Origin of the sequence: Gryllotalpicola protaetiae (genome assembly GCF_003627055.1) — a bacterium.
Taxonomy (GTDB): Bacteria; Actinomycetota; Actinomycetes; order Actinomycetales; family Microbacteriaceae; genus Gryllotalpicola; species Gryllotalpicola protaetiae.
Genome location: NZ_CP032624.1, coordinates 1,026,768 through 1,052,736, shown reverse-complemented (window position 1 = coordinate 1,052,736; position 25,969 = coordinate 1,026,768). Strand labels below are relative to the sequence as shown.

General features: G+C 66.9%; 37 protein-coding genes. All 37 read left to right on the top strand.

The genetic code is table 11. The features are described from left to right. Positions 1–12 precede the first annotated feature (12 nt). The 37 genes from pilM (at position 13) to D7I44_RS05145 (ending at position 25,959) form a co-directional block, all read left to right on the top strand. Positions 13–1,062 carry a type IV pilus assembly protein PilM gene (gene pilM / locus D7I44_RS05325; RefSeq protein ID WP_120788536.1) on the top strand — a complete coding sequence of 350 codons (1,050 nt, stop codon included), beginning with the start codon at positions 13–15 and terminating at the stop codon, positions 1,060–1,062. Next, the gene (locus tag D7I44_RS05320; protein WP_120788535.1) at positions 1,059–1,922 is read left to right on the top strand and encodes a PilN domain-containing protein; all 864 of its coding nucleotides are present in this window, start codon (positions 1,059–1,061) and stop codon (positions 1,920–1,922) included. The genes pilM and D7I44_RS05320 overlap by 4 nt, the downstream gene beginning before the upstream one ends. Positions 1,923–1,930: 8 nt before the next feature. After that, positions 1,931–2,686 (top strand): hypothetical protein, encoded by a 756-nt coding sequence (locus D7I44_RS05315; RefSeq protein ID WP_120788534.1) that lies wholly within the window; start codon positions 1,931–1,933, stop codon positions 2,684–2,686. Positions 2,687–2,791: 105 nt separating this feature from the next. Beyond that, positions 2,792–3,253: a MaoC/PaaZ C-terminal domain-containing protein gene (locus tag D7I44_RS05310; RefSeq protein ID WP_120788533.1), complete on the top strand. Its 462-nt coding sequence runs from the start codon at positions 2,792–2,794 to the stop codon at positions 3,251–3,253. A gap of 8 nt (positions 3,254–3,261) precedes the next feature. Beyond that, positions 3,262–3,999, top strand: a complete 738-nt coding sequence (locus D7I44_RS05305; RefSeq protein WP_120788532.1) for a hypothetical protein — start codon at positions 3,262–3,264, stop codon at positions 3,997–3,999. A 57-nt stretch (positions 4,000–4,056) separates the two neighbouring features. Next, a complete protein-coding gene (locus tag D7I44_RS18060) occupies positions 4,057–4,704 on the top strand; it encodes a hypothetical protein (protein WP_162940063.1) in 648 nt (215 codons plus the stop codon). 113 nt (positions 4,705–4,817) lie between these two features. Beyond that, positions 4,818–5,816 carry a hypothetical protein gene (locus tag D7I44_RS05295; protein ID WP_120788530.1) on the top strand — a complete coding sequence of 333 codons (999 nt, stop codon included), beginning with the start codon at positions 4,818–4,820 and terminating at the stop codon, positions 5,814–5,816. A 1-nt stretch (position 5,817) separates the two neighbouring features. Continuing rightward, positions 5,818–6,309, top strand: coding sequence for a DUF6121 family protein (locus D7I44_RS05290; RefSeq protein ID WP_120788529.1), 492 nt, complete (start codon positions 5,818–5,820; stop codon positions 6,307–6,309). Further along, the gene (locus D7I44_RS05285) at positions 6,310–7,347 is read left to right on the top strand and encodes a hypothetical protein (protein ID WP_120788528.1); all 1,038 of its coding nucleotides are present in this window, start codon (positions 6,310–6,312) and stop codon (positions 7,345–7,347) included. Between the two features lie 192 nt (positions 7,348–7,539). Further along, positions 7,540–7,914, top strand: a complete 375-nt coding sequence (rpsL, locus tag D7I44_RS05280) for a 30S ribosomal protein S12 (protein ID WP_120788527.1) — start codon at positions 7,540–7,542, stop codon at positions 7,912–7,914. Then, positions 7,914–8,384, top strand: a complete 471-nt coding sequence (gene rpsG / locus D7I44_RS05275; protein WP_120788526.1) for a 30S ribosomal protein S7 — start codon at positions 7,914–7,916, stop codon at positions 8,382–8,384. Before rpsL ends, rpsG begins: the two co-directional genes overlap by 1 nt. A gap of 87 nt (positions 8,385–8,471) precedes the next feature. Then, positions 8,472–10,616: an elongation factor G gene (gene fusA / locus D7I44_RS05270; protein WP_120788525.1), complete on the top strand. Its 2,145-nt coding sequence runs from the start codon at positions 8,472–8,474 to the stop codon at positions 10,614–10,616. Positions 10,617–10,779: 163 nt separating this feature from the next. After that, positions 10,780–11,973 carry an elongation factor Tu gene (gene tuf, locus D7I44_RS05265; protein ID WP_120788524.1) on the top strand — a complete coding sequence of 398 codons (1,194 nt, stop codon included), beginning with the start codon at positions 10,780–10,782 and terminating at the stop codon, positions 11,971–11,973. A gap of 157 nt (positions 11,974–12,130) precedes the next feature. Continuing rightward, positions 12,131–12,535 carry a hypothetical protein gene (locus tag D7I44_RS05260; RefSeq protein WP_120788523.1) on the top strand — a complete coding sequence of 135 codons (405 nt, stop codon included), beginning with the start codon at positions 12,131–12,133 and terminating at the stop codon, positions 12,533–12,535. A gap of 323 nt (positions 12,536–12,858) precedes the next feature. Further along, complete coding sequence (locus D7I44_RS05255) at positions 12,859–13,845, top strand: hypothetical protein (RefSeq protein WP_162940062.1); 987 nt, start codon at positions 12,859–12,861, stop codon at positions 13,843–13,845. A 470-nt stretch (positions 13,846–14,315) separates the two neighbouring features. After that, positions 14,316–14,624, top strand: a complete 309-nt coding sequence (rpsJ, locus tag D7I44_RS05250) for a 30S ribosomal protein S10 (protein WP_027479364.1) — start codon at positions 14,316–14,318, stop codon at positions 14,622–14,624. 15 nt (positions 14,625–14,639) lie between these two features. Beyond that, positions 14,640–15,296, top strand: coding sequence for a 50S ribosomal protein L3 (rplC, locus tag D7I44_RS05245; RefSeq protein WP_120788521.1), 657 nt, complete (start codon positions 14,640–14,642; stop codon positions 15,294–15,296). A gap of 4 nt (positions 15,297–15,300) precedes the next feature. Then, positions 15,301–15,945 carry a 50S ribosomal protein L4 gene (gene rplD / locus D7I44_RS05240; protein ID WP_120788520.1) on the top strand — a complete coding sequence of 215 codons (645 nt, stop codon included), beginning with the start codon at positions 15,301–15,303 and terminating at the stop codon, positions 15,943–15,945. After that, entirely contained in the window at positions 15,945–16,241 is a 297-nt protein-coding gene (rplW, locus tag D7I44_RS05235; protein WP_120788519.1) for a 50S ribosomal protein L23, read from the top strand. Before rplD ends, rplW begins: the two co-directional genes overlap by 1 nt. Positions 16,242–16,257: 16 nt before the next feature. Then, positions 16,258–17,097 (top strand): 50S ribosomal protein L2, encoded by an 840-nt coding sequence (gene rplB / locus D7I44_RS05230; RefSeq protein ID WP_120788518.1) that lies wholly within the window; start codon positions 16,258–16,260, stop codon positions 17,095–17,097. 12 nt (positions 17,098–17,109) lie between these two features. Continuing rightward, a complete protein-coding gene (gene rpsS, locus D7I44_RS05225) occupies positions 17,110–17,391 on the top strand; it encodes a 30S ribosomal protein S19 (RefSeq protein ID WP_120788517.1) in 282 nt (93 codons plus the stop codon). Between the two features lie 25 nt (positions 17,392–17,416). Further along, positions 17,417–17,782 carry a 50S ribosomal protein L22 gene (rplV, locus tag D7I44_RS05220; protein ID WP_120788516.1) on the top strand — a complete coding sequence of 122 codons (366 nt, stop codon included), beginning with the start codon at positions 17,417–17,419 and terminating at the stop codon, positions 17,780–17,782. Beyond that, positions 17,782–18,537 (top strand): 30S ribosomal protein S3, encoded by a 756-nt coding sequence (rpsC, locus tag D7I44_RS05215; RefSeq protein WP_120788515.1) that lies wholly within the window; start codon positions 17,782–17,784, stop codon positions 18,535–18,537. Before rplV ends, rpsC begins: the two co-directional genes overlap by 1 nt. Beyond that, the gene (gene rplP, locus D7I44_RS05210) at positions 18,537–18,956 is read left to right on the top strand and encodes a 50S ribosomal protein L16 (protein ID WP_120788514.1); all 420 of its coding nucleotides are present in this window, start codon (positions 18,537–18,539) and stop codon (positions 18,954–18,956) included. Before rpsC ends, rplP begins: the two co-directional genes overlap by 1 nt. Then, entirely contained in the window at positions 18,956–19,291 is a 336-nt protein-coding gene (gene rpmC, locus D7I44_RS18630) for a 50S ribosomal protein L29 (RefSeq protein ID WP_120788513.1), read from the top strand. Before rplP ends, rpmC begins: the two co-directional genes overlap by 1 nt. Before the next feature lie 2 nt (positions 19,292–19,293). Then, the gene (rpsQ, locus tag D7I44_RS05200) at positions 19,294–19,593 is read left to right on the top strand and encodes a 30S ribosomal protein S17 (protein WP_120788512.1); all 300 of its coding nucleotides are present in this window, start codon (positions 19,294–19,296) and stop codon (positions 19,591–19,593) included. Then, positions 19,593–19,961, top strand: coding sequence for a 50S ribosomal protein L14 (gene rplN / locus D7I44_RS05195; protein WP_120788511.1), 369 nt, complete (start codon positions 19,593–19,595; stop codon positions 19,959–19,961). The genes rpsQ and rplN overlap by 1 nt, the downstream gene beginning before the upstream one ends. Before the next feature lie 5 nt (positions 19,962–19,966). Continuing rightward, positions 19,967–20,326, top strand: a complete 360-nt coding sequence (gene rplX / locus D7I44_RS05190) for a 50S ribosomal protein L24 (RefSeq protein WP_120788510.1) — start codon at positions 19,967–19,969, stop codon at positions 20,324–20,326. Further along, the gene (gene rplE / locus D7I44_RS05185) at positions 20,326–20,916 is read left to right on the top strand and encodes a 50S ribosomal protein L5 (RefSeq protein ID WP_120788509.1); all 591 of its coding nucleotides are present in this window, start codon (positions 20,326–20,328) and stop codon (positions 20,914–20,916) included. Before rplX ends, rplE begins: the two co-directional genes overlap by 1 nt. A 175-nt stretch (positions 20,917–21,091) precedes the next feature. Continuing rightward, positions 21,092–21,490 (top strand): 30S ribosomal protein S8, encoded by a 399-nt coding sequence (gene rpsH / locus D7I44_RS05180; RefSeq protein ID WP_120788508.1) that lies wholly within the window; start codon positions 21,092–21,094, stop codon positions 21,488–21,490. Between the two features lie 6 nt (positions 21,491–21,496). After that, on the top strand, positions 21,497–22,033 hold the full coding sequence (gene rplF / locus D7I44_RS05175) for a 50S ribosomal protein L6 (RefSeq protein ID WP_120788507.1): 537 nt from the start codon (positions 21,497–21,499) through the stop codon (positions 22,031–22,033). A gap of 2 nt (positions 22,034–22,035) precedes the next feature. Next, positions 22,036–22,395 carry a 50S ribosomal protein L18 gene (gene rplR / locus D7I44_RS05170; RefSeq protein WP_120788506.1) on the top strand — a complete coding sequence of 120 codons (360 nt, stop codon included), beginning with the start codon at positions 22,036–22,038 and terminating at the stop codon, positions 22,393–22,395. Positions 22,396–22,442: 47 nt separating this feature from the next. Next, positions 22,443–23,150, top strand: coding sequence for a 30S ribosomal protein S5 (gene rpsE, locus D7I44_RS05165; protein ID WP_181445616.1), 708 nt, complete (start codon positions 22,443–22,445; stop codon positions 23,148–23,150). Beyond that, complete coding sequence (gene rpmD, locus D7I44_RS05160) at positions 23,150–23,332, top strand: 50S ribosomal protein L30 (protein WP_120788505.1); 183 nt, start codon at positions 23,150–23,152, stop codon at positions 23,330–23,332. The genes rpsE and rpmD overlap by 1 nt, the downstream gene beginning before the upstream one ends. Continuing rightward, complete coding sequence (gene rplO / locus D7I44_RS05155) at positions 23,332–23,892, top strand: 50S ribosomal protein L15 (RefSeq protein WP_120788504.1); 561 nt, start codon at positions 23,332–23,334, stop codon at positions 23,890–23,892. The genes rpmD and rplO overlap by 1 nt, the downstream gene beginning before the upstream one ends. A 106-nt stretch (positions 23,893–23,998) precedes the next feature. Beyond that, positions 23,999–25,321: a preprotein translocase subunit SecY gene (gene secY / locus D7I44_RS05150; protein ID WP_120788503.1), complete on the top strand. Its 1,323-nt coding sequence runs from the start codon at positions 23,999–24,001 to the stop codon at positions 25,319–25,321. Then, positions 25,318–25,959 carry an adenylate kinase gene (locus tag D7I44_RS05145; protein WP_245980038.1) on the top strand — a complete coding sequence of 214 codons (642 nt, stop codon included), beginning with the start codon at positions 25,318–25,320 and terminating at the stop codon, positions 25,957–25,959. Before secY ends, D7I44_RS05145 begins: the two co-directional genes overlap by 4 nt. Positions 25,960–25,969 lie beyond the last annotated feature (10 nt).

Here is a 25,969-nt window from a genome sequence, read left to right as displayed (position 1 = left end):
CGGAGTCAACTGATGCCCACAACGATCGTCGGAATCGACATCGGCAGCGAGACCATCCGCGCCGTCGAGATCACCGAGCCCGGCAAAGGCCGCGCCGTGCTGCACCGCTTCCATGAGCTCGACCTGCCCGTCGGCGCCGTGGTGCGCGGTGAGGTCGAGCAGCCGCACACCGTCGCCACTGCCCTCAAACAGCTGTGGGCGCGTGGGGGCTTCAAGAGCAAGAAGGTTGTGATCGGGGTCGGGAACCAGCGGGTGCTCGCCCGCGACCTGTCGGTGCCGAAAGCGTCGATCAAGCAGATCCGCGCGACACTGCCCTTCCACGTGCAGGACCTGCTTCCGGTCCCCGTGTCAGACGCGCTCCTGGACTTCTACCCGGTCAGCGAAACAGTGGGCGAGAGCGGTCCGATGGTCACCGGGCTGCTGGTCGCGGCCGTGAAGGAAGCCGTCCTCGGCAATGTCAAGGCGGTGCAGACGGCCGGGCTCGAGCCGCAGAACGTCGATCTCATCCCCTTCGCGCTCGTTCGTTCGCTGATCGACCGAGCAAGCGGCAGCGGCACGGTCGCCGTTGTCGACCTCGGTGCCAGCGCGACCACGGTCGTCGTCGCAGCGCGCGGGGTGCCGCAGTTCATCCGCATCATCCCCTCCGGCAGCGACGACCTCACTCGCGCCCTCGCGCAGCGCCTCGAGGTCGCGGGCGACGAAGCCGAGCGGGTCAAGAAGAGGCTGGGGCTCGCGACATCCGTCGTCGACATGGACGAGCACAAAGCGGTCCAGGTCATCTACGAGGTCACCAATGAGATGCTCGCCAGCCTGCGCAACACGGTGAACTACTTCACCAACGTCCACCCCGAGGCGCCGGTGCAGAGCATCGTCGTGACGGGCGGGGGCGCCGCACTGCCCGGGTTCCTCAATGCGTTGGCGGATGTCACGCGCCTGCCCGTCGCACTGGGTGACCCTCTCGCCAACCTGACCGTCGGCAAGGGGCTCGATCAGGGCCAGCTCGCGGCCGCGCGGTCGAGCATCTCAGTCGCCGTCGGACTCGCACTCGGGAGCGCAGCATGAGCACGTCAGAACTCCCATCGCCGCTCACCGAGCTGCTCACGCCGCTTGTCGAGACCGGCATCGAAGAGCCGGCCAAGCGTGGCGCGCGCAAACGCCGCGCCGCGAGCCAGACGGATGCCGCGGGTGGAAGCGCCACGGCCCCTAAAGGGGCAAAAGCGCCGAAGCAGCCGCGTGCCGACGAGCTCGTCGTCGGCGGTACTCCGGTCGCGCGCCTCCTCCCCCCCGAGGTTCTCGAGAAAGGAAAGGCGCGCACCACTCGCAACCTGATGATGCTCGTGATCTTGGGGGTCCTCGTGATCGCCGGCGTGGCGACGGCGGGGGCTTATTTGCTCGCCCAACGCGGGCAGGCGGATCTCTCCGAGCTCCAGTCGCAGAACGCGTCCGTGCTTGCGCAGGAGTCGAAGTACGCGCCAGTGCGCACGGTGCAGAGTCAGGTGAAACTGGCGCAGGCCGCGCAGCACGTCGGCGCCGCCAGCGAAATCGACTGGAGCGCGTACTTTGCGAAGATCCAGGCGGTGCTGCCGGCGAACGTCTCGATCACCGCGCTCTCCGGCGAGACGGCGAGCCCGACGACCGCCGTCGGCCAAGACAGCGCCCCGCTGTCGCCCAGCCGTTCGGCGACGGTGACGATGACGATCACCGCCCCCGACGAGCTGACCATCGCCGACACCCTCGACGCGCTGCAGCAGCTGCCCGGGTACGCCGCAGCCTTCCCCGGCAGCCTGACCCAGAGCGCCGGCGACTCCGCGTCCACGACTCCCGCCTCGGGAGCCGCCGCACCCGCGGCCTGGACGACCACGATCACCCTCTCGCTGAGCGACGGCGCCTTCGCCGACCGCTTCACCCCGATCGCGCACTAGGAGACGACATGAACGCGAACAGACTCTGGTTGATCGGCGGTGTCGTCGTCGCCGCGCTGGTCGCCGTGCTGGCGTGGGTGGTCGGCATCCACCCACAGCTGCAGCAGGCGAGCGCGGCTGACGAGCAGAAGATCTCGGCGCAGTCGCAGCTGCAGCAGACGGAGCTACAGCTCGGCCAGCTCAAGAAGGACTACGCGTCGATCGATGCGCTCAAGGCCCAGCTCGCGACGCTGCAACAGTCGGTTCCGGGCACCCAGAAGGTGACGGACTTCTTCCGCCAGGTCGCCCAGCAGTCGGGCGCCGCGAACGTGTCGGTCACCTCGATCACCGTCGGTGAGCCGACCGCGTACGCGCCGACCGCCGCCGGCGGCTCCGCCCCCGCATCCACGCCGGCCCCCACCGCCTCGGCTTCGGCCCCCGCATCCGGCGGCACCGCGACCCCGGCGCCGAGCGCGACCCCGACCCCCAACGCGACCTCCGTCGCCGTCGCGCCGCCGGTCAGCACCGACCCGCTGATCAACAATGCGAACTTCGTGATGCTGCCGGTCTCGTTGTCGGCCACCGGCGACACCGCTGCTGTGTCGGCGTTCACGAGCGCCGTGCAGAACCAGGGCCCGCGCCTGTTCCTCGTCAACAAGATCACGCTGGCGCAGAACGCCTCTGCGCCTGACACGGGCACGAAGTCGAGCACGCCCACGGCGGCCTCGCCGGCAGAGACGGCGACCCTTTCCGGCTTCATCTACGTGCTCGTCGGCAACAGCTAAACGCGTGCGCTACCGCTATCCGCTGTGCGCTGCTCGGATCCGGGCAGCGCACAGCGGATGCCAGTGGCGCAAGCATCCGCTCACGTCGATCGGTACCGTAGCTGCATGCCCCTCTACCTCCCCGACTTCCACGCTGGCCAGACCTTCACCACGCCCGGCCACACGGTCACTGAGTCCGAGGTGTACCAGTTCGCCAACCTGACGAACGACAACAACGAGGTGCACACCAACGCGGAGTTCGCCAAGAACACCCGTTACGGCCAGCGCATCGTGCACGGCATGTTCGGCGCGTCGCTCTGCCTCGGCCTGATCGCCCGCACCGGGGTCTTCGAGGGCAGCGCCGTCGCCCTCCTCGGCATCGACCAGTGGAAGTTCACGGCACCGGTCTTCATCGGCGACACCGTGACCTGCACCGTCGAGATCCTGTCGGTGCGCCCGACGAGCTCGGGGGAGTACGGCGTGCTCGAGCGTCAGCTCACGCTGCGCAAGCAGACGGGCGAGGTCGTGCAGCAGGGCCGCATGGACCTCCTGGTGCTCTCCGAACCCCTTGCCGCGTCGACCGAATAGCTCAGTCAGTGATTGAACTCTGGGCGCTTTCCGTCGGCCAAGAGAAGTCATGGAACGGGCTGCTCGATGTATCCGAGAGGCTTCCCGGTGGCTGGACTCTCGTCGGGGGCCAGATGGTGCAGTTGCACTGCTTTGAGCGCGGGCAGTTCCCGTCTCGCCCGACCGACGACGCGGATGCCGTGCTGGATGTCCGGGCCGAGCCGCAGATGCTGTGGAAGTTCACCGCCGCGCTGAGAGACGTCGGGTTCGAGGCGGAGCCCCCGAACGCGAATGGGTATCAGCACCGTTGGGTCCGGGAGGGCGCCGTGGTTGATGTGCTCATCCCGCGACATCTCGGGGAGCGAGCAACTCGCCGTAGAGGTGTGAGCGGCGCCACGACGCTGCCTACTCCAGGGGCTCAGGCCGCCTTGGATCGGTCAAGCCAGGTTGCCGTGTCAGTCAATGGGCGAGTGGGTACGGTGAATCGTCCCGACCTCACCGGCGCTATCGCCGCGAAGTCGGCGGCATGGGGTGTAGTGCTCGATCAGAACCGAGGTCGCCATCTCATCGACGTGCTGACCCTGGCCCTGCTCCTTGACGCTCGTGACAACTCTGCATCGCCGTTATCCAGCCGAGAGCTCCAGCGAGTCGCCGCGGTTGTCGGTGAGCTGTCGGCTGCGGGCAGGGCGGCCGCTCTGTTTGACGAAGGAGAACGCGCTCTTCAGATGCTGGTGGGCTTCGTCAGACGCCAGCGCCGAACGCAGTAGCCGGGAATACCCCGTCAAGTGGTAACACTTCTATGTTGATTAGCGCATAGTAGTGTTATGCAAAGCGTGAATGGGTTCGCCGAAGCGAAGGGCATCAGCCCCTCCCGGGTGCGCGCGTTGATCGATGCTGGCGAGGTAGAGGCCCGCCGCGTCGGGCGGAGTTGGGTAATCGATGATTCGGCGCTTCGATGGGAACCGTCGCGTTCGAGGCCGTTGTCACCATCGAATGCCTGGGTGCTTATTGGCGCGATCGGCGACAAGGGGCAACTGCCGTCGGGTCTGCGCGGTGTAGAACGAGCGCGTCTGCACGAGCGACTTGCCCGCCTTCGATCGTCCGCAGAGCCCGCCGCGCTCTTACGGTCATGGTTGGCCCGCCGCGCCAGAGCGGTCGACTATCAAGCTAGCCCGGCTGCTTTGGAATACCTGCGTGACGACAAGCGCATCGCGCTCTCTGGGATCAGCGCGCCGGAGTCGTTCATGTCGGCTCAGGCAGAACTCGAGGGCTATGTGATGCGAAGCGACATCGAGCCACTCGCCGAAGATCACTATCTCTCCGTGGGATCGCGAAACAATGTCCGCCTACACATCGTCGCCGACCGGCTTCCGGAAATCGGTGTGGGGCTCATCGCCGCAGACCTTGCAGACTGGCGTCGTCCGCGCGAAGACGGTCAGGCGGCGAGGCTTGTACGCCAGGCCATCGGCTGACCAGGGGCCCATGGAATTGCCAGGCCAGACGCGAAGAGGATGCCTGACGCGCTTCTCGCCTGAGTGCCAGTCAATCCCTAGCAGTGCCGGTACGCGTTGCTACTGTGACCCCCATGAGCGACACGACGCCGACGCCGCGTTCCGACGAAGAGCCCACGCCCCTCGCCGATGAGACGGCCCGCGAGCTCGAAACAGGCGAGCAGCCCCTGACCACCAGCTCCGACCCGGCCGACCACACCGACACCGGCGTGGCCCCGACCCTCCCGCCGGACTATCAGCCCGTCGCCGCCTCCGACCACGTCGCCCCAGAGCCCGCGCCGCTGACGGAATCCGAGCCGATCGACGAGCCTGTGCTGGCCGTCGAGCCCGAGGAGGGACCGGAGGGCACCCTCGAACCGAATGAGCCGTCCGAGCCGACCGCCCCGCCCGTCGCCGCCCCCGTCGAGCCGACCGCGCCCGAGACCGCCGCACCGATCGCCACCCCCGTGCCGGTGCCGGCTTATGGGCAAGAGCCTGCGCCGGAGCCGACCCCCACCCCTTACGCCGGCCCCACCTACATCCAGACCCCGACCGAGCCGAAGAAGCGCAGCAACCGCGGCCTCGGCATCCTCATCGCGGTTCTCGCGGCCGTCGTCTTCGGCGCGGCCGACCTGGCGGCCACCTACGGCATCCTGGTCGTCCGCTACGGCGGCGACCGCGCCGCCAACTACCTTGAGAGCTACGCCAAGGGCTGGGATTTCTGGGTGCCCCTCGCCGTCTTCACCGCCGCCTTCATCGCGCTGGTCGCGATCGTCAACCGCGGTCGCTGGTGGGGCTACGTGCTCGGCAGCATCTTCGTCGCGATCCTCGTCTTCGGGGGCTACTACGGCGCGGCCCTGCTCACCAACCGCGCGTGGAACCTCACGCCCGGCGAGTTCCGTGACTTCACGCACGACTACTTCCAGTCGAACATCCCGTATCTCTGGGTCGCCACCGTCGTCAGCGTCATCGCCCTCGAGGCCGTGATCTGGTTCGGCGCGTGGATCGCCTTCCACGGCCAGTCCGCCAAGCGCAAGAACGCCGAGGCGCGCGCCGCCTACGAGGCCGATCTGGAACAGTCATCCACCGTCTGAGTTGCCCGGCTTCCGCAAGTACGCCGCAACCGTCGCGATCTTCGCGACCGGTCTCTACCTCGCCCTGCTGATCGCCGTCTTCGGCGTCATCTCGCTGCTCGCCGATATCGAGGTGATCGCAGACCCGCGCGCAGGCGAGCTGGCAGGGCCGATCGCGACGGCCGCGGCGACGGCGGTGATGATCGGATGCCTGCTGCCGATCGCCCTTCGCATCCCCGAGTCGCGCCAGCGCGTCGCCCCGCTCACCGCCCTCGGCATCGGCGTCGCCGCCTACCTGGCGTGGTCCCTATTCGCGGCGTTCGCCTACCTCTTTGGTCGCGGCGACCCCGTCGGCGCGCTGATCTTCTTCGGCGGCCTCGTCACGGGCCCGTTCGCGATCTCCGCCGGCATCATCGCCTTCGTCATCGCCCTGCTGTTCATGCTGGTCCTCGCCTCCCGCGTCGGAGACCGCGGCCGTCCCCGCTGGCCGTGGGAGAAATGGGACGATGACTAGGTGCCCTCCTCCGCGCCCGTTCTGACCCGGCCTCAGCTGGTCACTGTCATCGTCGCGGTCCTGGCGGTGGCCGCCGCAATCGTCGCCGCCGCGACGATCGTGCCGCCCGCCGTGCGCGCCGCGAACCCCGAGTTGCCCGTGCGCGCCTACCTGCAGGCCGTCGTGAAGGGCGACGTCACCCAGGCCGTGAAGATCGGCCGCATCACGCCAGGCGGTGACGACAAGCTGCTGACGGATGCCGCCTACGACCAGGCATCCGATCGCATCACCTCCTTCACCGTGCTCGCGACGACCGCAACCGGCACGACCGGCACCGTGCGCGCTCGCGTCACGCAGGGCGGCGACAGCTACATCGCCGGCTTCGACATCACCCGCGCGAGCACGAACCCCTTCGCGCCGTGGCGCCTCGCGAAGCAGCAGCTGCCTGAGATCACCGTGAAGCTGCCCGCGCCGACCGGCCTCAAGATCACGGTCGGCGGCGTCGAGTTCCCGGCGTCGAGCACCTCGGTCACGCAGCGCGTGTTCCCCGGTACCTACGAGGCGAGCTCGCATACCGGCAGCGTCATCCTGGCCCGCAGCGCGTCGGCGACCGCCACCTTCGCCGCGGCACACTCGGCCCCGGCCGTGATGTCGCTCGAGCTTGTGCCAGAGGGTCAGGTGCAGGCGGATGCCGAGGTGAACGCCTGGCTCACCGCCTGCCTCGCCTCGACCGACCTCCACCCGGAGGGCTGCCCGTTCCAGGCCGTGCCCGAGGCATCCGTCACCTATTCGAACGGGAACTGGACGATGCAGGCGCAGCCCGTGTTCGACACGGGGGACTGGAGCGACCTGCTCGGCGGCTGGCCCGTCACGACGAGCAGACCGGGCTACGTCACCTTCAGTGCGCGCGCCCGTCAGAACGGCCTGGCAGGCACCGCGACGACCGGCTCGAACCCGTTCAGCGTGGCCGGCACGATCGTGCCGGACGCCAGCGGCGCGCTGCACTTCACGCCTTCAGCGAACTACTCGTCGCCGAGCGCAGCAGGTTCGCTCACCTGATACCATTGATCGGGTGTGCGCTTTGGCGCGCACGCTCGGCGTGTCCGGGCGAAGAGACGGAACTGGTTCACCCAGGGTCTCCCACGGCATACCCATCACGCAATTCCGATTTCGCTCGAAGTCGGCGACGGGTCCCGATGGAAAAACAACCATCAATTCGCTGTCACCGTGCAGCAATAACAAGGAGCATTTGTGCCAACTATTCAGCAGTTGGTCCGCAAGGGTCGCAGCCCCAAGGTCGTCAAGACCAAGGCGCCGGCGCTTAAGGCCAACCCTCAGCAGCGCGGCGTGTGCACGCGTGTGTACACCACCACCCCGAAGAAGCCGAACTCGGCTCTCCGCAAGGTCGCCCGCGTGAAGCTCTCCAACGGCACCGAGGTCACCGCCTACATCCCCGGTGAGGGCCACAACCTGCAGGAGCACTCGATGGTGCTCGTCCGCGGCGGTCGTGTGAAGGACCTTCCGGGTGTCCGCTACAAGATCATCCGCGGCGCCCTGGACACCCAGGCCGTCAAGAACCGCAAGCAGGCTCGCAGCCGCTACGGCGCGAAGATGGAGAAGAAGTAATGCCTCGCAAGGGTCCCGCTCCTAAGCGCCCGGTCGTCGCCGACCCGGTCTACGGTTCGCCCGTCGTCTCGCAGTTGGTCAACAAGATCCTGCTCGACGGCAAGAAGGGCCTCGCCGAGAACATCGTCTACGGTGCTCTCTCCAACGTCGAGGCCAAGACCGGCAACGACCCGGTCGCCACGCTCAAGAAGGCGCTCGACAACGTCCGCCCGACCATCGAGGTCAAGTCCCGCCGCGTCGGCGGCTCGACCTACCAGGTCCCGGTCGAGGTCAAGCCCCATCGCGCGAACACCCTGGCGCTGCGCTGGCTCACCGGCTACGCCAAGGCCCGCCGCGAGAAGACCATGACCGACCGTCTCACCAACGAGATCCTCGACGCTTCGAACGGCCTCGGCGCCGCGGTGAAGCGCCGCGAGGACACGCACAAGATGGCCGAGAGCAACAAGGCCTTCGCGCACTACCGCTGGTAACAGCCCAGGTGGGCGATCGGATGCCACGAGCACCGGTCGCCCGCCTGAACCACAACTTCCCCTTCACCATCCATCCGGAGGAACCCCGTGGCACAAGACGTGCTCGCTGACCTGCACAAGGTCCGCAACATCGGCATCATGGCGCACATCGATGCCGGTAAGACCACCACGACCGAGCGCATCCTGTTCTACACGGGCGTGAACCACAAGATCGGCGAGACCCACGACGGCGCCTCGACGACGGACTGGATGGAGCAGGAGAAGGAGCGCGGCATCACGATCACGTCTGCCGCCGTCACGTGCTTCTGGTCGCCGACGTACGCCGCGAACGCCCCGGCGAACCGCCACCAGATCAACATCATCGACACCCCCGGCCACGTCGACTTCACGGTCGAGGTCGAGCGCTCGCTGCGTGTCCTCGACGGCGCCGTCGCGGTCTTCGACGGCAAGGAGGGCGTGGAGCCCCAGTCCGAGACCGTGTGGCGCCAGGCCGACAAGTACAACGTCCCCCGCATCTGCTTCGTCAACAAGATGGACAAGCTGGGCGCCGACTTCTACTTCACCGTCGACACGATCGTCAGCCGCCTCGGCGCCAAGCCGCTCGTCATCCAGCTGCCCATCGGCGCTGAGAACGACTTCGTGGGCGTCATCGACCTCGTCACCATGAAGGCCCTCGTGTGGCCGGGTGACGCCAAGGGCGACGTGACCATGGGCGCCAAGTACGAGGTGCAGGAGATTCCTGCCGACCTCGCCGACAAGGCAGCCGACTACCGTCAGAAGCTGCTCGAGACCGTCGCCGAGACCGACGACGCGCTGCTCGAGAAGTACTTCGGCGGCGAAGAGCTCACCGAGGCCGAGATCAAGGGCGCGATCCGCAAGCTCACCATCGCCTCCGAGATCTACCCCGTGCTGTGCGGCTCGGCGTTCAAGAACCGCGGTGTGCAGCCGATGCTCGACGCGGTCATCGACTACCTGCCGTCGCCGCTCGACGTGCCGTCGATCGACGGCCACGACGTGCGCGACTTCGACAAGATCATCGCCCGCCACGCCGACGCGGCCGAGCCCTTCGCGGCCCTCGCGTTCAAGGTCGTCGCGCACCCGTTCTTCGGCCGTCTGACCTACATCCGCGCCTACTCGGGCCACCTCGAGTCCGGAGCCCAGGTCATCAACTCGACCAAGGACAAGAAGGAGCGCATCGGGAAGATCTTCCAGATGCACGCCAACAAGGAGAACCCGGTCGACTCGGTCACCGCCGGCAACATCTACGCGGTCATCGGCCTGAAGGACACCACGACCGGTGACACCCTCGCCGACCCGCAGAACCCGGTCGTCCTCGAGTCGATGACGTTCCCCGACCCGGTGATCGAGGTCGCGATCGAGCCGAAGACCAAGGCCGACCAGGAGAAGCTGGGCACCGCGATCCAGAAGCTCGCCGAAGAGGACCCGACGTTCCGCACCGAGCTCAACCCCGAGACCGGCCAGACCGTCATCAAGGGCATGGGCGAGCTGCACCTCGACATCCTCGTGGACCGCATGCGCCGCGAGTTCAAGGTCGAGGCGAACGTCGGCAAGCCGCAGGTCGCGTACCGCGAGACCATCAAGAAGACGGTCGAGCGCCACGACTACACGCACAAGAAGCAGACCGGTGGTTCCGGCCAGTTCGCGAAGATCCAGTTCAAGCTGGAGCCGCTCGAGGTCACCGCTGAGACGACCTATGAGTTCGTGAACGGCGTGACCGGCGGCCGTATCCCGCGCGAGTACATCCCCTCGGTCGACGCCGGCTTCCAGGAGGCCATGCAGGGCGGCATCCTCGCGGGCTTCCCGCTGGTGGGCGTCAAGGCGACCCTCACCGACGGTGGCTACCACGAGGTCGACTCGTCTGAGATGGCGTTCAAGATCGCCGGCTCGATGGGCTTCAAGGAGGCTGCGCGCAAGGCCAACCCGGTCCTGCTCGAGCCGCTGATGGCCGTCGAGGTCCGTACTCCTGAGGAGTACATGGGTGATGTCATCGGCGACCTGAACGCTCGTCGCGGTCAGATCCAGTCGATGGACGACGCCGCCGGCGTCAAGGTCATCCGCGCGATCGTGCCGCTGTCCGAGATGTTCGGCTACATCGGCGACCTGCGGTCGAAGACCGCCGGCCGCGCCGTGTACTCGATGACGTTCGAGACGTACGGCGAGGTTCCTCGGAACGTCTCCGACGAGATCGTCCAGAAGGCCAAGGGCGAGTAAGCCCCCGGCGCGGCATCCGCTCAATTCATCACGAGCGGATGCCGTGAACCGGGCCGCTGTAATGCCCGGTAGTTATCCCGTAACATAGAAAAGATCCCCGTAGAATGTCCGGCCGGCGCACGCCGCCCGCAGCTTCTACACGAGCGTCCTGAGGAGGACCACAGTGGCTAAGGCCAAGTTCGAGCGGACCAAGCCGCACGTCAACATCGGTACGATCGGTCACGTCGACCACGGCAAGACCACTCTGACCGCGGCGATCTCGAAGGTCCTGGCGGAGAAGTATCCGTCGGCCGTCAACGTGAAGCGTGACTTCGCTTCGATCGACTCGGCGCCGGAAGAGCGCCAGCGCGGCATCACGATCAACATCTCGCACGTCGAGTACGAGACCCCGAAGCGTCACTACGCTCACGTCGACGCGCCGGGCCACGCTGACTACATCAAGAACATGATCACCGGTGCTGCCCAGATGGACGGCGCGATCCTGGTCGTGGCCGCCACCGACGGCCCGATGGCTCAGACCCGTGAGCACGTTCTGCTCGCCAAGCAGGTCGGCGTGCCCTACCTGCTCGTCGCGCTGAACAAGGCCGACATGGTCGACGACGAGGAGATCCTGGAGCTCGTCGAGCTCGAGGTTCGCGAGCTGCTGTCCTCGCAGGGCTTCCCGGGCGACGACGCCCCCGTCGTGCGCGTCTCGGGCCTCAAGGCCCTCGAGGGCGACGAGGCGTGGACGCAGTCCATCCTCGACCTCATGGACGCCGTCGACGAGTCCATCCCGGACCCGGTGCGTGACCGTGACAAGCCGTTCCTCATGCCCATCGAGGACGTCTTCACGATCACCGGCCGTGGCACCGTCGTGACGGGCCGCGCCGAGCGTGGCACGCTCGCCCTCAACTCCGAGGTCGAGATCGTCGGCATCCGCCCGACGCAGAAGACCACGGTCACTGGTATCGAGATGTTCCACAAGCAGCTCGACGAGGCCTGGGCCGGCGAGAACTGTGGTCTGCTCCTCCGCGGCACCAAGCGCGAGGACGTCGAGCGCGGTCAGGTCGTCGTGAAGCCGGGTTCGGTCACGCCGCACACCGAGTTCGAGGGCACCGCGTACATCCTGTCCAAGGACGAGGGTGGCCGCCACAACCCGTTCTACGCGAACTACCGTCCGCAGTTCTACTTCCGCACCACCGACGTGACCGGCGTCATCACCCTCCCCGAGGGCACCGAGATGGTCATGCCGGGTGACACCACCGACCTCCACGTTGAGCTGATCCAGCCCATCGCGATGGAGGAGGGCCTCGGCTTCGCCATCCGCGAGGGTGGCCGCACCGTCGGCGCCGGTACCGTCACCAAGATCATCAAGTAACTTCCGGTTACTGCGATCTCCTGAAGAGGGGTCGGGCCTTCGGGCCCGGCCCCTTTCCTTTTGTCAACAGCACGCATGTAACATAGATGCAAGATGTGTTAGCATGGAGACATTACAGGGGCCGGCCCATCTAGAACCGGCCGGGAAAGTGGAGACCATGACCGAGACACAGACCATGACGAGGCGTTCCGGGCGCGGCATCCGTCGCGCGATCGCCGCACTCGCGGCCGTCGGCCTGGCGTTCACCGCGATGATCGCGGCGGCGCCCGCGTTCGCCGCACCCGCCGCAGCCGCGCCGGTGGCGGTCGTCGCCGAGCTGGACGCGGGGTATCAGCAGGCGATGCCGATCGCTGAGGAGATCATGCCGATCAACGAGGAGATCGTTCCGATCTCCGAGGACGTCGCGATCACGCCGATCGCGGAGGTCTACGAGACCCTGACCCGTCCGCTCGGGCTGACCGTCTTCGTGGTCTCCGCGCTGGCCTTGGGCGCGGGCGGCATCGCGATCGCGCGCGTGACGGCGCAGCGCAAGCACGCCGCCCCGGAGCGATCCGAGAGCTAAGCCGCATCAGGACAGGGGCCGAGCCGGTCGGGGCTCGGCCCCTTTCGCGTCCCCGCCCTTGCACCTCGCCTCGCCCAGCCCCGCCGCCCTTCCGCGTGCGCGGGTGTTATGACGCTTCCGCGGGTGCTGGACCTCCCGCGGAAGTGAGGCTTCTCCCGCGCATGCGCGCCGCTGCCGCGGCGCAGCGCAGCGTTTCGGGTGCTGTGCCGGGGGCCGTCTGCTGCGCCAGACTGGGACAGCACAGCGATCGCATCGCGGGGGCCGTCCACATTTCGCGCCCTCGCAGCGGCTGGCGATGGGTGCAGTCGGCCATCGTCGTGCCCATGAACGCAGATCGCCTCCTCATTCCGGCAATCGATCCCGTGCTGACCTCAGAGCTGAATCACGTCATTCCCGGGGCGGGTCGGCTACCCGCTGCGGCGCAGGGCAACGGGCTCATCCGCCTTCGTCGAGGACTTCGATTCCCTGACGGCGAATGGGCTGCGCTGACCCCGACTGAGAGATATCGGGCGTTCGTTGCCGGCGTCACTCAGACCTTCAAAAAACGACCGGTGTTATCCCACTACTCCGCTGCGGCGCTCTGGGGGCTTCCCATCATCGGACCGTGGCCGAGGGAAGTCCACATCCTGGTTCCGCATGCGAGCGGCGGCCGCTCTGACCCCGGCATCCGCCGTCACGCGATCGGCGTGCCCGAGGCTGACGTCGTCGACATCGATGGATTCCTCGTGACGTCGATCGCCCGCACCGTCCTTGACCTCGCGACCACGGCGCCCATGCTGACCGCCATCGCGGCAGCGGATGCGGCCCTCTGGGTCCCTCGAGGTCGCGGCGCGCTTCCGCTCGTCGCGAAGTCCGAGATCTGGCAGTTGTGGTCGACCCGCGAGTTCAGGGGTAAGCGCCGAGCGCAGGAACTCATCCAGTTCGCGGACACCGGCGCGGAGTCGCCGTTGGAGTCGGCGAGCCGCGTGAACATCGCGCTGGCAGGGTTCCCGCAGCCGGTGCTGCAGCACCGTATCGAGGTTGACGGGCGCGAATACTGGGGCGACTTCTACTGGCCGGGGGCGGATGCCTGGGGCGAGGTCGACGGGCTCGTCAAGTACGTCGATCCGAACGACTCGGACGGGGTCGCCGCAGCCGAGGCCGTCTATCGTGAGAAACTCCGCGAAGATGCCGTTCGCCGCCGAGTCACCCGTTTCGCTCGATGGGACCGCGGGATTGCGATGTCGCGCACGCGGCTCCGCCGGCGTCTGATCGAGCTTGGCCTCGAGCCCCGGAACCACGAGCCTCGCCATCTCCGCTGGCCCCTGTGAGGCATCCGCTCAGCCCTGTGGTCGCGGCCACGCACAAAACCTGCGTGTGCGCGGGAGAACCGGAGAGTACGCGGCAGAACTCACTCCCGCGTACACGTTGTTTCACCCGCGCATGCGAAGGGGCCGAAGCGCGACACGCCCGGGTTGCAGCATCCGTCTTCATCTGGCAAACTTGTAGGGTTCAACATTTCGGCAGACGGGCTCAGCTCTCACCGAATCACTGCCAGGCAGTGCATAACCACTGATTCGCTCAGTTCAGGTTAGGCCGCGGGCAGCAGGACACCTCGCCAAAATCCGACAACGGAAACCCCGGACACCTCTGTGCCCGGGCCGCTCCATGTCGGCGCCAAGCGTTGAAAACCGAACAGTGGTGCTACACCACGAGCTTCGAGCGGCAGTCCGCTCGGAGCACGTCGCGTCCAATGCGAGCCGGAAGCTCGTAAGACGCCTTACACGAGAGCGAGTCAGTGATGGCGGGACAGAAGATCCGCATTCGACTGAAGTCGTATGACCACGAGGTCATCGACACCTCGGCACGCAAGATCGTCGACACGGTGACCCGCGCGGGTGCGACCGTCGTCGGCCCGGTGCCGCTTCCGACCGAGAAGAACGTGGTCGTCGTGATCCGTTCGCCCCACAAGTACAAGGACAGCCGCGAGCACTTCGAGAAGCGCACGCACAAGCGGCTGATCGACATCATCGACCCGACGCCGAAGGCCGTCGACTCGCTCATGCGTCTCGACCTGCCCGCCGACGTCAACATCGAGATCAAGCTGTAAGGGGGCCCGGCACACATGTCTGCAAAGACCAAGAACGTCAAGGGCCTGCTGGGCACCAAGCTTGGGATGACCCAGGTGTGGGACGAGAACAACAAGCTCATCCCCGTCACCGTCGTCGAGATCACTCCGAACGTGGTCACCCAGGTCCGTACCCCCGAGGTCGACGGCTATGACGCCGTTCAGATCGCCTACGGCCAGATCGACCCGCGCAAGGTCAACCAGCCGGCCACCGGCCACTTCGAGAAGGCCGGCGTGACCCCGCGCCGCCACCTCACCGAGGTGCGCACCGCTGACGCTTCCGAGTACTCGCTCGGCCAGGAGCTCACCGTCGGTGAGACCTTCGAGGCCGGCCAGCTCGTCGACGTCGTCGGCACCAGCAAGGGCAAGGGCTTCGCCGGCGTCATGAAGCGCCACAACTTCAAGGGCGTCTCCGCCTCGCACGGTTCGCACCGCAACCACCGCAAGCCCGGTTCGATCGGCGCATCGTCGACCCCGAGCCGCGTGTTCAAGGGCATGCGCATGGCCGGCCGCATGGGCGGCGAGCGCGTCACCGTGCTGAACCTGACGGTGCACTCCGTGGATGCCGAGAAGGGCCTGCTGCTCGTCAAGGGCGCCGTCCCCGGTGCTCGCGGTCGCATCGTCTTCGTCCGCAACGCAGTGAAGGGAGCCTAAGACCATGGCTACTCTCGACGTCCTCGACGTGAAGGGTAAGAAGGCCGGCTCTGTCGAGCTGCCTTCCGAGGTCTTCGACGTCCAGACCAACGTTCCGCTGATCCACCAGGTCGTCGTCGCGCAGCTTGCCGCTGCCCGTCAGGGTACGCACAAGACGAAGAACCGCGGCGAGGTCTCCGGTGCCGGTCGCAAGCCGTTCAAGCAGAAGGGCACCGGTCGCAGCCGTCAGGGCTCTGTCCGCGCTCCCGAGCACACCGGCGGTGGCGTCGTGCACGGCCCCGTGCCGCGCAAGTACGACCAGCGCACCCCCAAGAAGATGATCGCAGCCGCTCTGCTCGGCTCCATCTCCGACCGCGCTCGCGCCGGCCGCCTGCACGTCGTCCAGGCCATCGCGGTCGACACCCCGTCGACCAAGACCGCCAAGACGCTGCTCGCCGGCCTCGGCGTCGGCAAGAACGTTCTCGTGGTGCTCGACTCCGCTGACGAGGCCGGCTGGCTCTCCGTCCGCAACCTGCCGAGCGTGCACGTGCTCGCCGCCGACCAGCTGAACGCGTACGACGTGCTTCGCAGCGACGACGTCGTGTTCACGCAGGCCGCGTACGACGCGTTCGTCGCAGCCAAGACCAAGAAGCAGGAGGTGACCAAGTAATGGCCGCCAACAAGGACCCGCGCGACGTCATCATCGCCCCGGTCGTCAGCGAGAAGAGCTACGGGCTGATCGACGAGGGCAAGTACACCTTCGTCGTCGACACCCGCTCGAACAAGGCCGAGATCAAGCTCGCCATCGAGTCGATCTTCAAGGTCGAGGTCGCGTCGGTGAACACCCTGAACCGTCAGGGCAAGACCCGCCGCACCCGCTTCGGCACCGGCAAGCGCAAGGACACCAAGCGCGCCATCGTCACGCTCAAGTCCGGTTCCATCGACATCTTCACGGCTGTCGGCTAGGAGCAGAGGAAGAACTATGGCTATCCGTAATTACAAGCCCACGACCCCCGGCCGTCGCGGTTCGTCCGTTGCCGACTTCGCTGAGATCACCCGGTCGACGCCTGAGAAGTCGCTGCTCCGCCCTCTGGCGAAGACCGGCGGTCGCAACAACCAGGGCCGTATCACCACCCGCCACATCGGCGGTGGCCACAAGCGCCAGTACCGCGTCATCGACTTCCGTCGCAACGACAAGGACGGCGTCAACGCCAAGGTCGCCCACATCGAGTACGACCCCAACCGCACCGCGCGCATCGCGCTGCTGCACTTCGTCGACGGCACCAAGCGCTACATCCTGGCGCCGAACGGCATGAAGCAGGGCGACGTCATCGAGTCAGGCGCCGGCGCCGACATCAAGCCGGGCAACAACCTGCCGCTGCGCAACATCCCGACCGGTACCGTCGTGCACGCGATCGAGCTGAAGCCGGGCGGCGGCGCCAAGCTGGCACGCTCCGCCGGCGCCTCGGTCCGTCTCGTCGCGAAGGACGGCCCGTACGCCCAGCTGCGCCTCCCCTCTGGCGAGGTCCGCAACGTCGACGCGCGCTGCCGCGCCACCATCGGCGAGGTCGGCAACGCCGAGCAGTCGAACATCAACTGGGGCAAGGCCGGCCGTCTGCGCTGGAAGGGCGTCCGCCCGACCGTCCGTGGCGTCGCGATGAACCCGATCGACCACCCGCACGGCGGTGGCGAGGGCAAGACCTCCGGTGGCCGTCACCCGGTCAGCCCGTGGGGTCAGCCCGAGGGCCGCACCCGTCACGCGAACAAGGAAAGCGACGGCCTCATCGTTCGTCGCCGCCCCACCGGCAAGAAGCGGAAGTAGGAGAACTAGAAGATGCCCCGCAGTCTCAAGAAGGGCCCCTTCGTCGACGAGCACCTGCTTCAGAAGGTGGTTCGTCAGAACGAAGCCAGCTCGAAGAACGTGATCAAGACGTGGTCGCGCCGTTCGATGATCGTCCCGGCCATGCTCGGCCACACCATCGCGGTGCACGACGGTCGCAAGCACATCCCGGTGTTCGTCACCGAGACCATGGTCGGTCACAAGCTCGGCGAGTTCGCTCCGACCCGTACCTTCCGTGGACACGAGAAGGACGACAAGAAGGGTCGTCGCCGCTAACCCGGCGACGTTAGGAGGAGAAGAAATGGTGGAGTCGATCGCACGCGTGCGACACATCCGCATCACGCCTCAGAAGGCTCGTCGCGTCGTCAACCTGATCCGCGGCAAGCAGGCGCAGGAGGCCCTGGCCATCCTGAAGTTCGCGCCCCAGAGCGCGAGCGAGCCGATCTACAAGCTGGTCGCGTCGGCCATCGCGAACGCTCGCGTCAAGGCGGATGCCTCGAACCAGTACTTGGACGAGCAGGACCTCTACATCTCGCGCGCATTCGTCGACGAGGGCACCACCCTCAAGCGTTTCCAGCCGCGTGCGCAGGGTCGTGCCTTCCGCATCAACAAGCGCACCAGCCACATCACCGTGGTCCTGGCCACTCCGGACGAAGGGACGAAGTAATGGGTCAGAAAGTCAACCCCTACGGCTTCCGTCTGGGCATCACCACGGACCACGTGTCGCGTTGGTTCTCGGACTCGACGAAGCCCGGTCAGCGTTACGCCGACTACGTCGGCGAGGACATCAAGATCCGCAAGCTGCTGACGACCACCCTCGACCGTGCGGGCGTCGCCCGCATCGAGATCGAGCGCACCCGTGACCGCGTGCGTGTGGACATCCACACCGCTCGCCCGGGTATCGTCATCGGCCGCCGTGGTGCCGAGGCCGAGCGCATCCGCGCCGACCTCGAGAAGCTCACCGGCAAGCAGATCCAGCTGAACATCCTCGAGGTCAAGAACCCCGAGGCCGACGCCCAGCTGGTCGCCCAGGGCATCGCCGAGCAGCTCTCCGCCCGTGTGGCCTTCCGCCGCGCGATGCGCAAGGGCCTGCAGGGCGCGCAGCGCGCCGGCGCCAAGGGCGTCCGCATCCAGGTCTCCGGCCGCCTCGGCGGCGCCGAGATGAGCCGCTCGGAGTTCTACCGCGAGGGCCGCGTGCCGCTGCACACCCTGCGCGCGAACATCGACTACGGCTTCTACGAGGCGAAGACCACCTTCGGCCGCATCGGCGTGAAGGTCTGGATCTACAAGGGCGACATCACCAACAAGGAACTCGCTCGCGAGCAGGCATCCCGCCCCAGCCGCGACCGTAACGACCGCAACGACCGTCCGCGTCGCGCCCCGCGCAACCAGGAGCCGGTCGCGGAAGGAGCCACGGCATAATGCTGATCCCCCGTAAGGTTGCACACCGCAAGCAGCACCACCCCGGCCGTTCCGGCCAGGCGACCGGCGGCACGAAGGTCAGCTTCGGCGAGTTCGGCATCCAGGCCCTGACCCCCGCCTATGTGACCAACCGTCAGATCGAGTCCGCTCGTATCGCCATGACGCGTCACATCAAGCGTGGTGGCAAGGTGTGGATCAACATCTACCCTGACCGTCCGCTGACCAAGAAGCCCGCCGAGACCCGCATGGGTTCCGGCAAGGGCTCGCCCGAGTGGTGGGTCGCGAACGTCAAGCCGGGTCGCGTCCTCTTCGAGGTCGCCGGCGTCAACGAGGAACTTGCTCGTGAGGCCCTGACCCGTGCCATCCACAAGCTGCCCCTCAAGGCACGAATCATCAAGCGCGAGGAGGGCGACGCGTAATGGCGATCGGTTCCAAGGAGCTCGCACCCGCTGAGCTCGACACGTTCGACGAGGCTCGTCTCACCGACGAGCTCAAGAAGGCCAAGGAAGAGCTGTTCAACCTGCGCTTCCAGTCGGCCACCGGCCAGCTCGAGAGCCACGGCCGCCTGCGCGCCGTGAAGCGCGACATCGCTCGCATCTACACGGTCATCCGTGAGCGCGAGCTCGGCATCCGCGCCGTCCCGGCTCCGGTCGAGGCGCCGGCGAAGAAGGCTGCCGCCAAGAAGAGCACCAAGAAGGCTGCTGAGACCGAGGCTGAGGCCGAGGCTCCCGCCGCCGAGACCGAGGAGGCATAAGCATGGCTACCAAGAAGGCTGAGGCCGAGGTCGCCGAGCAGGCCGCCGAGGCGCGCAACTACCGCAAGACCGCTCGCGGCTACGTCGTCAGCGACAAGATGGACAAGACCATCGTCGTCGAGGTCGAGGACCGCAAGAAGCACCCGCTCTACGGCAAGGTCCTGCGCACCACCAAGAAGATCAAGGCGCACGACGAGCAGAACACTGCGGGCATCGGCGACCTCGTCATCATCAACGAGACCCGCCCGCTGAGCGCCTCCAAGCGCTGGCGTCTGGTCGAGATCCTCGAGAAGGCGAAGTAATGATCCAGACCGAATCGCGCCTCAAGGTCGCCGACAACACCGGCGCCAAGGAGCTGCTGACCATCCGCGTGCTCGGCGGCTCCAACCGCCGCTACGCCGGCCTGGGCGACGTCATCGTCGCCACCGTCAAGGACGCCATCCCCGGCGGCAACGTCAAGAAGGGCGACGTCGTCAAGGCGGTCATCGTCCGCACCGTCAAGGAGACCCGTCGTGCAGACGGCTCCTACATCAAGTTCGACGAGAACGCCGCTGTTGTTCTGAACAACAATGGCGAGCCGCGCGGCACCCGTATCTTCGGGCCGGTCGGCCGTGAGCTTCGCGACAAGAAGTTCATGAAGATCGTCTCGCTCGCCCCGGAGGTGATTTAGTCCACATGGCCAAGATCAAGAAGGGCGACCTCGTCCAGGTCATCGCCGGCGCCACCCAGGCGCGCGGCGGCGACCGTGGCAAGCAGGGCAAGGTCCTGCGTGTCATCACGGAGGAGAACCGCGTCGTCGTCGAGGGCATCAACTTCGTCACGAAGCACGTGAAGGTCGGCCAGACCCAGCGCGGCTCCAAGACGGGCGGTCTCGAGACCGTCGAGGCCCCGATCCACATCTCCAATGTCGCGCTCGTCGACCCTGACACCAAGAAGCCGACCCGCGTCGGCCACCGTGTCGAGTCGGTCAGCAAGGACGGCGTCACCAAGAACGTCCGCGTGCGCTACGCCAAGAAGTCAGGTAAGGACCTCTAATGACGGACACCACTGCTGCGGTGGCTGGCAAGATCCAGCCCCGCCTCAAGCAGAAGTACAAGAGCGAGATCGCGCCGGCTCTCAAGGAGCAGTTCGGCTTCACCAACCCGCACCAGATCCCCGGCCTCGTGAAGGTCGTTGTGAACACCGGTGTCGGCGAGGCAGCCCGCGACGGCAAGATCATCGACGGTGCGGTCACCGACCTCACCCTCATCACCGGTCAGAAGCCGCAGGTCACCAAGTCCCGCAAGTCCATCGCGCAGTTCAAGCTGCGCGAGGGCCAGGCCATCGGCGCGCACGTCACCCTCCGCGGCGACCGCGCGTGGGAGTTCCTGGACCGTCTGCTGTCGCTCGCGCTGCCGCGCATCCGCGACTTCCGCGGCCTGTCGGACCGTCAGTTCGACGGCCACGGCAACTACACCTTCGGTGTGCAGGAGCAGTCGATCTTCCACGAGATCAACCAGGACAAGATCGACCGCGTCCGCGGCTTCGACATCACGGTCGTCACCACGGCGAAGACGGACGACGAGGGCCGCGCCCTGCTGCGCGCGCTCGGCTTCCCGTTCAAGTCGGACGACCAGGCTGCGTAAGCCCCTCCTGAGCCTCGCGCTCAGGAACGCCCGCTAAGATGGCGGGGTTTGTGCCCAGCACAGGCCCCGCCATCAGGCGGACACTGTGGGCGAGGCATCCGCCCCGCCCCACCACCACAGGTCGTCGTTCGTGTAACGGCCGGCGAAACCTGGTGAACAAAGGAATCACCTAGTCATGACCATGACTGATCCCGTCGCAGACATGCTCACGCGTCTGCGCAACGCGAACTCTGCGTACCACGACACCGTGACCATGCCCCACTCGAAGCTGAAGGCGCACATCGCCGACATCCTCAAGGCCGAGGGCTACATCTCCGGCTGGTCCGTCGCCGACGCTCGCGTGGGGAAGACCCTCACGCTCGAGCTCAAGTTCGGCCCGAACCGCGAGCGCTCCATCGCCGGCATCAAGCGCGTCTCGAAGCCCGGCCTGCGCGTCTACGCGAAGTCGACCGAGATCCCCACCGTCCTCGGTGGCCTCGGTGTCGCCATCCTGTCCACCTCCTCCGGTCTGCTCACCGACCGTCAGGCTGAGAAGAAGGGCGTCGGCGGGGAAGTCCTCGCCTACGTGTGGTAATCGAAGATGTCGCGTATTGGAAGACTGCCCATCGACATCCCCGCCGGGGTCGATGTGAAGATCGACGGCGCAGCCGTCACCGTCAAGGGCCCCAAGGGTGAGCTGTCGCTCACCGTGGCGAGCCCCATCGAGGTCAAGATCGAGGAGAACCAGGTTCTCGTCACCCGCCCGGACGACGAGCGCAACTCGCGTTCGCTGCACGGCCTGACCCGCACGCTCATCAACAACAACATCGTCGGCGTGACCCAGGGCTACACGAAGCAGCTCGAGATCGTCGGCACCGGCTACCGCGTCGCACAGAAGGGCGCGGCCATCGAGTTCGCGCTCGGCTTCTCGCACCCCGTGACCGTCGAGGCGCCCGCGGGCATCACCTTCGCGGTCGAGGGCAACAACAAGGTGACTGTCACCGGCATCGACAAGCAGCTCGTCGGTGAGACCGCCGCGATCGTCCGCAAGATCAAGAAGCCCGAGCCCTACAAGGGCAAGGGCATCCGCTACGCCGGCGAGATCGTGCGTCGCAAGGCCGGAAAGGCTGGTAAGTAACCATGGCTAACAACAGCAAGTCTGCTGCGCGCGGCCGCCGCCACCTCCGCCTCCGCAAGAAGGTCGTCGGCACGGCACTGCGCCCCCGTCTCGTCGTCACCCGCTCGGCCCGCCACGTCTTCGTGCAGGTCGTGGATGACGCAGTCGGCCACACCCTCGCCTCCGCGTCGACCCTCGAGGCCGACCTGCGCGCGTTCGAGGGCGACAAGACCGCCAAGGCCCGCCGCGTCGGTGAGCTGGTCGCCGAGCGCGCGAAGGCCGCCGGCATCGAGGCCGTCGTCTTCGACCGCGGTGGCAACAAGTACGCGGGCCGCGTCGCGGCTATCGCTGAAGGTGCACGTGAAGGTGGGTTGGACCTGTGAGCGACGAGGCTGCGAACACGAACGACATCAAGAAGGAGCCGCAGGACGTGACCGACACGGCAGCGACTATTGCAGACAAGCCGGTCGAGACTGCCGCGGGCAGCGACACGACCGCCCGTGACACGCGCGACAGCCGTGGCGGTCGTGGCGACCGCGGTGGCCGTGGCGACCGCGGCGGCCGTGGTGGCGACCGCGGATCGCGAGGCGATGACCGCAGCCAGTTCCTGGAGCGCGTTGTGACCATCAACCGCGTCTCCAAGGTTGTGAAGGGTGGCCGTCGCTTCAGCTTCACCGCCCTGGTCGTCGTCGGCGACGGCAACGGCCTGGTCGGCGTCGGCTACGGCAAGGCCCGTGAGGTGCCGCTGGCGATCTCGAAGGGCGTCGAGGAGGCGAAGAAGAACTTCTTCCGCGTCCCGCGCGTCGGCTCGACCGTCCCGCACCCCGTTCAGGGTGAGGCCGCGGCCGGCGTGGTGCTGCTGCGCCCCGCCGCCCCGGGTACCGGTGTCATCGCCGGCGGCCCCGCCCGTGCCGTGCTCGAGTGCGCCGGCATCCACGACGTCCTGAGCAAGTCGCTCGGCTCGTCGAACACCATCAACATCGTGCACGCCACCGTCGCGGCTCTGAAGAGCCTCGAGGAGCCGCGCGCCGTTGCCGCCCGCCGTGGTCTCGACTACGACGAGGTCGCTCCGGCCCGCATCCTGCGTGCCGAGGCCAAGGCGGCCGAGGCTGCCGCTGCAGCGAAGGCAGGTGCCTAATGGCGCGGCTCAAGGTCACCCAGATCAAGGGCAAGGTTAGTGAGAAGCAGAACCAGCGCGACACGCTGCGCAGCCTCGGGCTCAAGCGCATCGGCGACGTCGTCGTCCGTGAGGACAATGCGCAGAACCGCGGTTACGTGCGCACCGTCGCTCACCTGGTGAAGGTTGAGGAGATCGACTAATGGCTGACGAGAAGAAGGCTGAAGAGGCCGTCACGCAGTCCAAGAGCACTGCGAAGCCGGCCGCCAAGAAGGCTCCGGCCACCAAGGCGGCCGCGGCGAAGACCGAGGCTCCTGCAGAGCGCGTGAGCGTTCTCAAGGTGCACCACCTGCGCCCCGCCGCAGGTGCCAAGAAGGACCGCACCCGCGTGGGTCGCGGTGAGGGTTCGAAGGGTAAGACCGCGGGCCGCGGCACCAAGGGCACGAAGGCGCGCTACCAGGTGCGCCCGGGCTTCGAGGGTGGCCAGCTCAACTCGGTCATGCGTGCGCCGAAGCTGCGCGGCTTCAAGAACCCGTTCCGTGTCGAGTACCAGGTCGTGAACCTGGACAAGCTGGCCGAGCTCTACCCGTCGGGTGGCGACGTGACCGTCGCCGACCTGGTGGCCAAGGGCGCCGTTCGCAAGAACGAGAAGGTCAAGGTGCTCGGCACCGGCGACATCGCGGTGAAGCTGAACGTGTCCGTCGACAAGGTCTCCGGCTCGGCCGAGCAGAAGATCGTCGCGGCCGGCGGCTCCATCAAGTAGGCGCCGAGAAGCACCGTCAATAGCGGCATCTGCAACTGACGTAGAGTAGAGGGTCGGTGGTGAAAGCCACCGGCCCTCTCTCATTATCTGAAAGCAGGACGAACCCTTGTTCAGCGCCATCGTGCGGGTGTTCCGCACGCCCGACCTTCGCAAGAAGCTCCTGTTCACTCTTGCGATCATCGCGATCTTCCGCCTCGGGTCGTTCATCCCTTCGCCGTTCGTCGATTTCGCCAATGTCCAGGCCTGTCTGAACGCGAACCAGGGCACCACCGGCCTCTACGAGCTCGTCAACCTGTTCTCGGGCGGCGCGCTGCTGAAGCTCTCGATCTTCGCGCTCGGCATCATGCCGTACATCACGTCGTCGATCATCGTGCAGCTCTTGCGCGTCGTGATCCCGCACTTCGAGACGCTGTACAAAGAGGGCCAGGCCGGTCAGGCCCGGCTGACGCAGTACACGCGCTACCTCACCATCGCGCTGGGTGTGCTGCAGTCGACCACCCTCATCACGGTCGCCCGCAGCGGCGCGCTGTTCGGCACCACGAGCGCCACCGAGTGCTCGAACATCATCACCAACACCAACTGGTACGCGATCCTGCTCATGGTCATCACCATGACCGCGGGCACCGGCCTCATCATGTGGCTCGGCGAGCTCGTCACCGAGCGCGGCATCGGCAACGGCATGTCTCTGCTGATCTTCACCTCGATCGCCGCGCAGTTCCCGACCTCGTTCTGGGCGATCGAGCAGAGCAACGGCATCGGCACGTTCCTGCTGGTCCTGCTGGTGAGCGTCATCGTCGTCGGCGCGGTCGTCTTCGTCGAGCAGTCGCAGCGGCGCATCCCCGTCCAGTACGCGAAACGCATGATCGGCCGCCGCACCTATGGCGGCAACAACACCTACATCCCCATCAAGGTCAACATGGCCGGTGTCGTGCCGGTCATCTTCGCCTCGTCGCTGCTGTACCTGCCGGCGCTCGTCGCCCAGTTCAGCCAGCCGGCCGCTGGCCAGGCGCCCGCCGCCTGGGTCACCTGGGTCACCAACTACCTGACGCGCGGCGACCACCCCCTGTACATGCTGCTGTATGCGCTGCTCATCGTCGGCTTCACCTACTTCTACGTCGCGATCACCTTCAACCCCGAAGAGGTCGCCGACAACATGAAGAAGTACGGGGGCTTCATCCCAGGCATCCGTGCCGGCCGCCCGACGGCCGAGTACCTCGACTACGTGCTGACCCGCATCACCCTGCCCGGTTCCATCTACCTGGCCGTGGTCGCACTCATCCCGCTTGTCGCCTTCGCGCTGCTGGGCGCCAGCAACAACTTCACGTTCGGCGGGACGTCGATCCTCATCATCGTGGGCGTCGGCCTCGAGACGGTGAAGCAGATCGACTCGCAACTGCAGCAGCGTCATTACGAAGGGTTGCTCCGTTGACGGAAGCCATCGCAGAGAACACGCAGGGGGGCGCCCGCCTGCTCATCGTCGGTCCCCCCGGGGCAGGCAAAGGCACACAGGCCGTATTCATCGCCCAGTCCCTCGGCATCCCCGCCGTGTCCACCGGTGACATCTTCCGCGACAACATCAAGAACGAGACGCCCCTCGGCCTGCAGGTCAAGGCGATCACGTCGACGGGCGCATACGTGCCGGACGAGCTGACCAACGAGATCATCGCCGACCGGCTCAGCCAGGCGGATGCCGCGAACGGGTTCCTGCTCGACGGCTACCCCCGCACGACGGGCCAGGTGGCGTTCCTCGACGAGTGGCTCGCCGGTCACGGCGCGCGGATCGACGCGGTCGTGCAGCTCACCGCCGACACCGACCACGTGGTCGAGCGGCTGCTCAAGCGCGCGGCCGAGCAGGGCCGAGCCGACGACACCGAAGACGTCATCCGTCACCGCCTCGACGTCTATGAGGAGCAGACCGCCCCGCTCGTCGACGTCTTCGGCCAGCGCGGGGTGCTGGTCACCGTCGACGGCCTCGGCACGATCGACGAGGTCGCGGAGCGCATCCACGAAGGGCTCGAGGCGCGCGGCATCCGCCGCCCGGGTTCCGACAGCGCCAACGCGGCCTGACCGCGCCAGC

Bases quoted from the DNA above. Each gene is read 5' to 3' on its own strand.
- rpsC (WP_120788515.1), top strand. From the start codon at position 17,782: ATGGGTCAGAAAGTCAACCCCTACGGCTTCCGTCTGGGCATCACCACG.
- rpsQ (WP_120788512.1), top strand. From the start codon at position 19,294: ATGGCTACCAAGAAGGCTGAGGCCGAGGTCGCCGAGCAGGCCGCCGAG.
- rplP (WP_120788514.1), top strand. From the start codon at position 18,537: ATGCTGATCCCCCGTAAGGTTGCACACCGCAAGCAGCACCACCCCGGC.
- pilM (WP_120788536.1), top strand. From the start codon at position 13: ATGCCCACAACGATCGTCGGAATCGACATCGGCAGCGAGACCATCCGC.
- rplE (WP_120788509.1), top strand. From the start codon at position 20,326: ATGACGGACACCACTGCTGCGGTGGCTGGCAAGATCCAGCCCCGCCTC.
- D7I44_RS05255 (WP_162940062.1), top strand. From the start codon at position 12,859: ATGAACGCAGATCGCCTCCTCATTCCGGCAATCGATCCCGTGCTGACC.
- rplX (WP_120788510.1), top strand. From the start codon at position 19,967: ATGGCCAAGATCAAGAAGGGCGACCTCGTCCAGGTCATCGCCGGCGCC.
- rplW (WP_120788519.1), top strand. From the start codon at position 15,945: ATGGCCGCCAACAAGGACCCGCGCGACGTCATCATCGCCCCGGTCGTC.
- D7I44_RS05310 (WP_120788533.1), top strand. From the start codon at position 2,792: ATGCCCCTCTACCTCCCCGACTTCCACGCTGGCCAGACCTTCACCACG.
- rplO (WP_120788504.1), top strand. From the start codon at position 23,332: ATGGCTGACGAGAAGAAGGCTGAAGAGGCCGTCACGCAGTCCAAGAGC.
- rplC (WP_120788521.1), top strand. From the start codon at position 14,640: ATGTCTGCAAAGACCAAGAACGTCAAGGGCCTGCTGGGCACCAAGCTT.
- rpsS (WP_120788517.1), top strand. From the start codon at position 17,110: ATGCCCCGCAGTCTCAAGAAGGGCCCCTTCGTCGACGAGCACCTGCTT.
- D7I44_RS05295 (WP_120788530.1), top strand. From the start codon at position 4,818: ATGAGCGACACGACGCCGACGCCGCGTTCCGACGAAGAGCCCACGCCC.
- rplF (WP_120788507.1), top strand. From the start codon at position 21,497: ATGTCGCGTATTGGAAGACTGCCCATCGACATCCCCGCCGGGGTCGAT.
- rplN (WP_120788511.1), top strand. From the start codon at position 19,593: ATGATCCAGACCGAATCGCGCCTCAAGGTCGCCGACAACACCGGCGCC.
- rplD (WP_120788520.1), top strand. From the start codon at position 15,301: ATGGCTACTCTCGACGTCCTCGACGTGAAGGGTAAGAAGGCCGGCTCT.
- rpmC (WP_120788513.1), top strand. From the start codon at position 18,956: ATGGCGATCGGTTCCAAGGAGCTCGCACCCGCTGAGCTCGACACGTTC.
- D7I44_RS05320 (WP_120788535.1), top strand. From the start codon at position 1,059: ATGAGCACGTCAGAACTCCCATCGCCGCTCACCGAGCTGCTCACGCCG.
- rpsJ (WP_027479364.1), top strand. From the start codon at position 14,316: ATGGCGGGACAGAAGATCCGCATTCGACTGAAGTCGTATGACCACGAG.
- rpsG (WP_120788526.1), top strand. From the start codon at position 7,914: ATGCCTCGCAAGGGTCCCGCTCCTAAGCGCCCGGTCGTCGCCGACCCG.
- rpsH (WP_120788508.1), top strand. From the start codon at position 21,092: ATGACCATGACTGATCCCGTCGCAGACATGCTCACGCGTCTGCGCAAC.
- rplV (WP_120788516.1), top strand. From the start codon at position 17,417: ATGGTGGAGTCGATCGCACGCGTGCGACACATCCGCATCACGCCTCAG.
- D7I44_RS18060 (WP_162940063.1), top strand. From the start codon at position 4,057: ATGCAAAGCGTGAATGGGTTCGCCGAAGCGAAGGGCATCAGCCCCTCC.
- D7I44_RS05260 (WP_120788523.1), top strand. From the start codon at position 12,131: ATGACCGAGACACAGACCATGACGAGGCGTTCCGGGCGCGGCATCCGT.
- rpmD (WP_120788505.1), top strand. From the start codon at position 23,150: ATGGCGCGGCTCAAGGTCACCCAGATCAAGGGCAAGGTTAGTGAGAAG.
- rplR (WP_120788506.1), top strand. From the start codon at position 22,036: ATGGCTAACAACAGCAAGTCTGCTGCGCGCGGCCGCCGCCACCTCCGC.
- D7I44_RS05315 (WP_120788534.1), top strand. From the start codon at position 1,931: ATGAACGCGAACAGACTCTGGTTGATCGGCGGTGTCGTCGTCGCCGCG.
- rplB (WP_120788518.1), top strand. From the start codon at position 16,258: ATGGCTATCCGTAATTACAAGCCCACGACCCCCGGCCGTCGCGGTTCG.